Origin of the sequence: Micromonospora sp. NPDC005197 (genome assembly GCF_040608295.1) — a bacterium.
In the GTDB taxonomy this organism is placed as follows: Bacteria; Actinomycetota; Actinomycetes; order Mycobacteriales; family Micromonosporaceae; genus Micromonospora.
In genome coordinates this window covers 1-6,479 of the sequence record NZ_JBEXHY010000205.1, presented here as the reverse complement: position 1 = coordinate 6,479, position 6,479 = coordinate 1, and the positions used below count along the sequence as shown (strand labels likewise).

Here is a 6,479-nt window from a genome sequence, read left to right as displayed (position 1 = left end):
ACCCGCCCGACCGACGGCCCACCCGCCGGGGTGCCGGATCGCCGCGCAGCCGGGTCGCCGGATGACCAGGCGGCTCGGGTGCCCGAGCCCACGTCGACCCGCCCGTCGGACGCCGACGACGCCGACCTGCGGGCCTTCACGGGCACCGCGTTGGGTCTCGTCGAGCTGTCGGCCGGCGCGCTGCCCGACGCGCGGTTCGTCCGTGCCCGGGCGGCGGCCCGGGAGGCGGATCGGCCGCGCACCGAGCTGGTCGCCGCCAGCCGTTCCGCGCTCCTGCTCGCCGTCCGCGGTGACCTGCGCGCGGCCGAGGCGGCGGCCCGCGACGCGCTGGGCATGTCGCCCTGCCGGGGCTGGTCCTCCCGGCTCGACTGCGGCTACGCGTACCTGGCGTTGGCAGTGGTGGCCCTGCACCGCGACCAACCCGAGGAGGCTGCCGCGAACCTCGCGCTCGCCGCCCCGGCAACCGGCGCGGCCTTCGCGGTCGGCCCGGCCGGTGCGGTTGGCGCGGTGGGCTCGGCTGGCGCGGTGGGCTCGGCGGGTCCGGGCGGTGGGGTCGGCCTCGCGGAGGCGGGTCCCGCCGACGGGTCGGGGTCGAGCGCGGAGCCGGTGGCGGCGGCGGTCCTCGCGTGGTGTCGTGCGGGGCTGGACCGGGACGCCGGCGACCCGGCGGCCGCCCAGCGGCTGCTCGCCCGCGCCCGGGAGGCTCTGCCCGACGAGCCGGCCGCTGCCGAACTGTCGGGCCTGCTCCGGGCGGCCGAAATCGAGACCCGGGCCGAGCGGGGTGACCTGGACAGCGCCCGCGACCTGCTGGCCGGTGTGACCGGCGACGCGGCCACCCCGGCGCTCGACGTGGCCCTGGCCCGGGTGGAGCTGCGGGCCGGCGACCTCGGCGCCGCCGGGCGGGCGCTGCCGGACTGGCAGGCGCCGCCGGCCGCCGCCTGGCCCCTTCCGGTACGCCTGGACGCCGGCCTGCTGGAGGCGGTGCTCGCCGAGCGGGCCGGGGACGTACGCCGGGCCGGGCGCGTCCTGGAGCAGGTGCTGGACCTGGCCGGCCCGCAGGGCTGCCGCCGGGCGTTCACCCGGGCCCAACCGTCGGTGCGGGACCTGCTGGCCGCCCACCTGGATGCGGGCACCGCACACTTCTCGCTGGTCAGCGATCTGGTCCGGGGCGTCGAGGAGAGCGCGCCCCGGCCGGCGGTCGAGCCGGGTGGCCTGCCCGACGAGCCGCTCACCGAGCGGGAGCTGACCATCCTGCGCTACCTGCAGAGCATCCTGTCCAACGTGGAGATCGCCGCCGAGCTGTCGTTGTCGATCAACACGGTGAAGACCCACGTGCGCAACATCTACCGCAAGCTCGGCGCGACCCGCCGGCGCGAGGCGGTCCGGCGGGCGCGCGAGCTGCGGCTGATCTGAGCGGCCGGGCAGCCGCCCCGATCAGGCGTTCGCCGCCGCGTCCACGGCGGCCAGCAGGTCGGGCAGGTCGTACCCGCCGTCGTGCCGGACGTCGTTGACGAAGAGCGTCGGCGTGCCGTTGACCCCGCTGCGGATCCCGCCGACGAAGTCTCGGCGTACCCGGTCGGCGAACTTTCCGCGCTCCACCTCGCCGTTCAGCTCGTCCGGCGGCAGCCCGAGCTGCTCGACGCCGAGCGAGAGGTGCACGGGGTCCAGCTGGTCCTGGTGCTCGTACAGCCAGTCGTGCATCTCCCAGAACTTGCCCCGCGCCGCGGCGGCCTCCGCCGTCTCCGCGGCCCGTTCGGCGTACGGGTGGACGTTGGCGATCGGGAAGTACCGGTAGACCAGCCGTACCGTGTCGGCGCGCTGGCGCAGCAACTCGTGCAGGTTGGCGTACGCGGCACCGCAGAACCGGCACTGGAAGTCGCCGTACTCGATCATGGTCACCGGGGCGTTGGACGGCCCGCGGACGTGGTCCTCGATGGTCACCGGCTCCCGGAGCCGGGCGGTGACCTGAAGTGGGGTGGTCATCGGGCCATCACCTTCCGATCGCGGGCGAGGTTGTCCAGCGCGTCGAAGATCCCGTCCGCGCCCGGGTTGACGTCGGGGGCCGACAGGTAGCTCCACGCCACCATCCCGGCCTGGTCGAGCACCACCAGCGCGCGGGCCGCCTCGCCCTGCGGGGTGTACGCGCCGTACTGGCGGGCCACCTCGCCCTTGGGCTCGAAGTCGGACAGCAGCGGGAAGGTGATGCCCCGGCTCTCGGCGAACGCGCGGTGCGACCAGATGCTGTCCACCGAGATGCCGAGCACCATCGCCTGGTACTGGTCGAACACCGGTGCCGCCGCCTGATAGAGCGACATCTGGTCCCCACAGACCGGGCTCCAGTCGGCGGGGTAGAAGACGAGCACGACCGGGCGACCCCGGAACTGCTCGGGGCCGGTCTGGCGCCCGTCCGGAGTGCTCGCCAGGGTGAAGCCGGGCGCGGGGCGCCCGGGTTGGATCAGCCCGTTCGGATCACTCATGCGCCCAGCCTGCCTCCGGGGCGGGTGAGGCCGGCTCACCCGCCCCGGGTGGTTGCGCGCTCAGCGCAGGACCGGTGCGACAGCGATGTGGTTCTGGACCTCCCGGATGCCCGGTGCGGACCAGGCCACCTGCTCCACCTCGGCGCGTTCGGGCATGGAGTTCACCAGTCCGGCGAGCACCGCCGTGTCGCCGTGCACCCGGACGGTGATCCGTTCGGCCTCGGTGGCGCCGGCCCGGGCCAGCGCGTCCACGATCCGGTCGGCCACGTTCGCGCTGTCCGGCGGCGCGCTCGGCCGCACGGTCACGCCGTTGCTGACGCCCCGCACGCCGGTGAGCCGGGAGACCGCCCGCTCGGCGGCCCGGCGCTGGTACTCCCACTCGACCTCGCCGTGCAGCGTCACCCAGCCGGCTGAGACGGTGACCTGGAGCTTCTCGATGGGCACGAACGCGTCCCACTCCAGGGCGTTGCCCGCCGCGGCGGCCACGTCCGGGTCGGCGCGCTCGTGGCTGCCGGGCAGCTGCACGGTCAGATCGTTGGCGACCGCGCGGACTCCGACGACCCGGTGCGCGGCCCGTTCTGCGGCCCACTTCTTCGCGTAGCTGTCCACCCGCCCGGTCAACGTGACGACGCCCTCGGCGACGGTCACGCCGATCTCGTGCGGCTGCACCCGGGGTTCCCAGGTCAACTCGTCGAGTACGGCGGACTGGATGTCCTGGTCGGTGCGCGTGATCGTCGCGATGGCCATCGGCCCTCCCTCGCTGCGTGCGCTGGCTGGCGGACCGGTTGACGCGAGTGGCCGGCTGGCCCGCCGGCTCCGATGGTGTCGGCCACCGGGGTGAGCGGACCTCACCCGATCCGGACGACGGACCCACCGGACCTGCCCGCGCCGCGCGTCGACCGGTCCCGCCGTCGATGGTGGGAGCGCTTCCATAGCGGCGTTGAATCGGTTAGGGTGAGTGCGTTCCTCGATCGCGGGAGCCTCGCGTCGGGTGGTTGGAGCCAGGGCAAGCTCCGATCCGTCCCCCGCGTCGTCGTCCGTCCCCCGGGCCACGGCGCACCACCTTCGGTCGATCCTTCCCGCGTCGTCGCCCGTCCCCCGGGCCGCGACGCCACCCTGGTCGATCCCGTCTCCCGGGTCTGCACCCCCGAGAGGAACCACAGATGCCCAGATCACTGGCCGGCGCTCTCGTGTCGGCGTTGGCCGTCGCAACGGCCGTCGTGGCGGTCCCCATCACCGCCGCTGGCTCGGCGCCGGCCCCGGCCGCCGCCGAGGCGTACACCTGGCGCAACGTGCCGGTCGGCGGCGGCGGCTTCGTGCCCGGCATCGTCTTCAACCCCACCGAGAAAAACCTGATCTACGCGCGGACGGACATCGGCGGGGCCTACCGCTGGGAGCAGTCCAGCCAGTCGTGGACGCCGCTGCTCGACTGGGTCGGCGCGGACCGCTGGGGCTACAACGGCGTGGTCAGCATCGCCACCGACCCGGTGCAGACCAACCGGGTGTACGCGGCGGTCGGCATGTACACCAACGGCTGGGACCCGAACAACGGCGCGATCCTGCGCTCTTCCGACAAGGGCGCCACCTGGCAGGCCACCGAGTTGCCGTTCAAGAACGGTGGCAACATGCCGGGCCGGGGCATGGGTGAGCGGCTGGCCGTCGACCCCAACCGGAACAACATCGTCTACTACGGCGCCGAGGGCGGCAACGGGCTGTGGCGCAGCACCGACTACGGGGCGACCTGGGCCCGGGTCACCGCCTTCCCCAACGCCGGCAACTACCGGGCCGACCCCAGCGACCCGAACGGCTACAACGGGCAGAACCAGGGCCTCACCTGGGTCAGCTTCGACAAGAGTACCGGCACCGCCGGCTCCACCACCCAGACGATCTACGTCGGCGTGGCGGACAAGGAGAATCCGGTCTACCGCAGCACCGACGGCGGTGTCACCTGGACGCGCATCCCCGGGCAGCCCACCGGCTACCTGGCGCACAAGGGTGTCGTCGACCCGGTCGGCGGTCACCTCTACATCGCCACCAGCGACACCGGCGGCCCGTACGACGGCGGCAAGGGCGACGTCTGGAAGTTCACCCGCTCGACCGGGGCCTGGACGCGGATCAGCCCGGTGCCCTCCAGCAGCGCCGACGACTACTTCGGCTACAGCGGTCTGACCATCGACCGGCAGCACCCGAACACGCTGATGGTGGCCACCCAGGTCTCCTGGTGGCCGGACGCGATCTTCTTCCGCAGCACGGACGGCGGAGCGACCTGGACCCGGATCTGGGACTTCACCAGCTATCCCGAGCGGTCCCGCCGCTACACCATGGACATCAGCTCGGTGCCCTGGCTGACCTTCGGCGTCAACCCGGCGCCTCCGGAATCCGCGCCCAAGCTCGGCTGGATGAACGAGTCGGTCGAGATCGACCCGCACGACTCCAACCGGATGATGTACGGCACCGGCGCCACCATCTACGGCACCACGGACCTCACCAAGTGGGACACCGGCGGTCAGCTCACCCTCCGGCCGATGGTCCGTGGCCTGGAGGAGACCGCCGTCCTCGACCTGGTCAGCCCGCCCAGCGGGGCACCACTGATCAGCGCGCTCGGCGACGTCGGCGGCTTCCGACACACCGACCTCGACACCATTCCGTCGATGCTCTTCACCCAGCCGGTCTTCACGAGCACCACCAGCCTGGACTACGCCGAGAGCAAGCCCGCCGTGTTGGTGCGGGCGGGCAACTTCACCGACGCCGACCGGCCCAACGACAGCCACGTCGCCTTCTCCACCGACGGCGGCACGAACTGGTTCCAGGGCACCGAGCCGTCCGGGATCAACACCGGCGGCACGGTCGCCGCCGCAGCCGACGGCAGCCGGTTCGTCTGGGCGCCCGGCGACGCCGGCCAACGCGTCGTCTACTCAGTCGGCTTCGGCAACTCGTGGGCGCAGTCCGCCGGCATCCCGGCCAACGCGATCATCGAATCCGACCGGGTCGACCCCAACCGGTTCTACGGCTTCAGCGCCGGGCGGGTCTACCTGAGCACCAACGGCGGCGCGACCTTCACCGCCACGGCGGCGACCGGCCTGCCCACCTCCGACGTCCGGTTCAAGGCGCTGCCCGGTCAGTCGGGTGAGCTGTGGCTGGCCGGGCCGGGCGGGCTGTGGCGCTCCACCGACTCCGGTGCCAGCTTCACCAAACTGGGCGGCGTCAGCGCCTCCGGCAACGTCGGCTTCGGCAAGGCGGCGCCCGGCCGGACCAACCCCGCCGTCTTCCTCTACGGCACGGTGAACGGTCAGCCCGGCGTACACCGCTCCGACGACGGCGGAACGACCTGGGTACGCGTCAACGACGACCGCCACCAGTACGGCAACCCGACCGAGGCGCTGACCGGCGACCCGCGTGTCTACGGACGCGTCTACCTCGGCACCAACGGTCGCGGCATCCTGGTCGCCGACCGCACCGGCGGCACACCGACCACGCCTCCTCCGACCACGCCACCCCCGACGACACCGCCTCCGACCACGCCGCCCCCGACGACACCGCCTCCGACCACGCCGCCTCCGACCACGCCGCCCCCGACGACGCCGCCCCCGGCTGGTGGGTGTGCGGCGACCTACCGGGTGACCGGCTCCTGGTCGGGCGGATTCCAGGCCGAAGTGGTGGTCACCAACCCGGGCACCCGGCCCATCGCCGGTTGGACGCTGGGCTGGACCTTCCCCAACGGCCAGCGGATCAGTCAGCTGTGGGGCGGCACCCACACCCAGACCGGGGCGGTCGTCTCGGTCGTGGACAGCGGCTGGAACGGCGCGCTCGGCGCCGGCGCCAGCACCACGATCGGCTTCCTCGCTTCCTGGACCGGCAGCAACGCGCCGCCGGCCACCGTGAGCTGCACGAGTCGCTGACCCGGTGGCCCGGCGTCGTCCGGGCCACCCGAGAACACCGGTCCGCCGGGGCTGCCTGAGGGGTCCGGCACCACTCCCGGTAGAGCTGCAGCTCCATCTCGGT

The 6,479-nt window shown here is 73.4% G+C and carries 5 protein-coding genes; 2 read left to right on the top strand and 3 right to left on the bottom strand.

The window, feature by feature from the left end; translation table 11 throughout:
* A partial coding sequence (locus tag ABZU46_RS30580; RefSeq protein ID WP_354863177.1) for a LuxR C-terminal-related transcriptional regulator occupies window positions 1-1,413 on the top strand: 1,413 nt, incomplete at its 5' end.
* 21 nt (window positions 1,414-1,434) lie between these two features.
* Here the strand turns inward: ABZU46_RS30580 and ABZU46_RS30575 are convergent.
* From ABZU46_RS30575 to ABZU46_RS30565, 3 genes are read right to left on the bottom strand one after another with little or no spacing between them, the layout of a single operon-like run.
* Complete coding sequence (locus tag ABZU46_RS30575) at window positions 1,435-1,983, bottom strand: thioredoxin domain-containing protein (protein ID WP_354863176.1); 549 nt, start codon at window positions 1,981-1,983, stop codon at window positions 1,435-1,437.
* Window positions 1,980-2,477 (bottom strand): redoxin domain-containing protein, encoded by a 498-nt coding sequence (locus ABZU46_RS30570; protein ID WP_354863175.1) that lies wholly within the window; start codon window positions 2,475-2,477, stop codon window positions 1,980-1,982. The genes ABZU46_RS30575 and ABZU46_RS30570 overlap by 4 nt, the downstream gene beginning before the upstream one ends.
* Before the next feature lie 60 nt (window positions 2,478-2,537).
* Window positions 2,538-3,224 (bottom strand): BON domain-containing protein, encoded by a 687-nt coding sequence (locus ABZU46_RS30565; RefSeq protein WP_354863174.1) that lies wholly within the window; start codon window positions 3,222-3,224, stop codon window positions 2,538-2,540.
* 416 nt (window positions 3,225-3,640) lie between these two features.
* Here ABZU46_RS30565 and ABZU46_RS30560 point away from each other — a divergent pair, with 416 nt between their 5' ends.
* Window positions 3,641-6,376, top strand: coding sequence for a cellulose binding domain-containing protein (locus ABZU46_RS30560; protein ID WP_354863173.1), 2,736 nt, complete (start codon window positions 3,641-3,643; stop codon window positions 6,374-6,376).
* Window positions 6,377-6,479 lie beyond the last annotated feature (103 nt).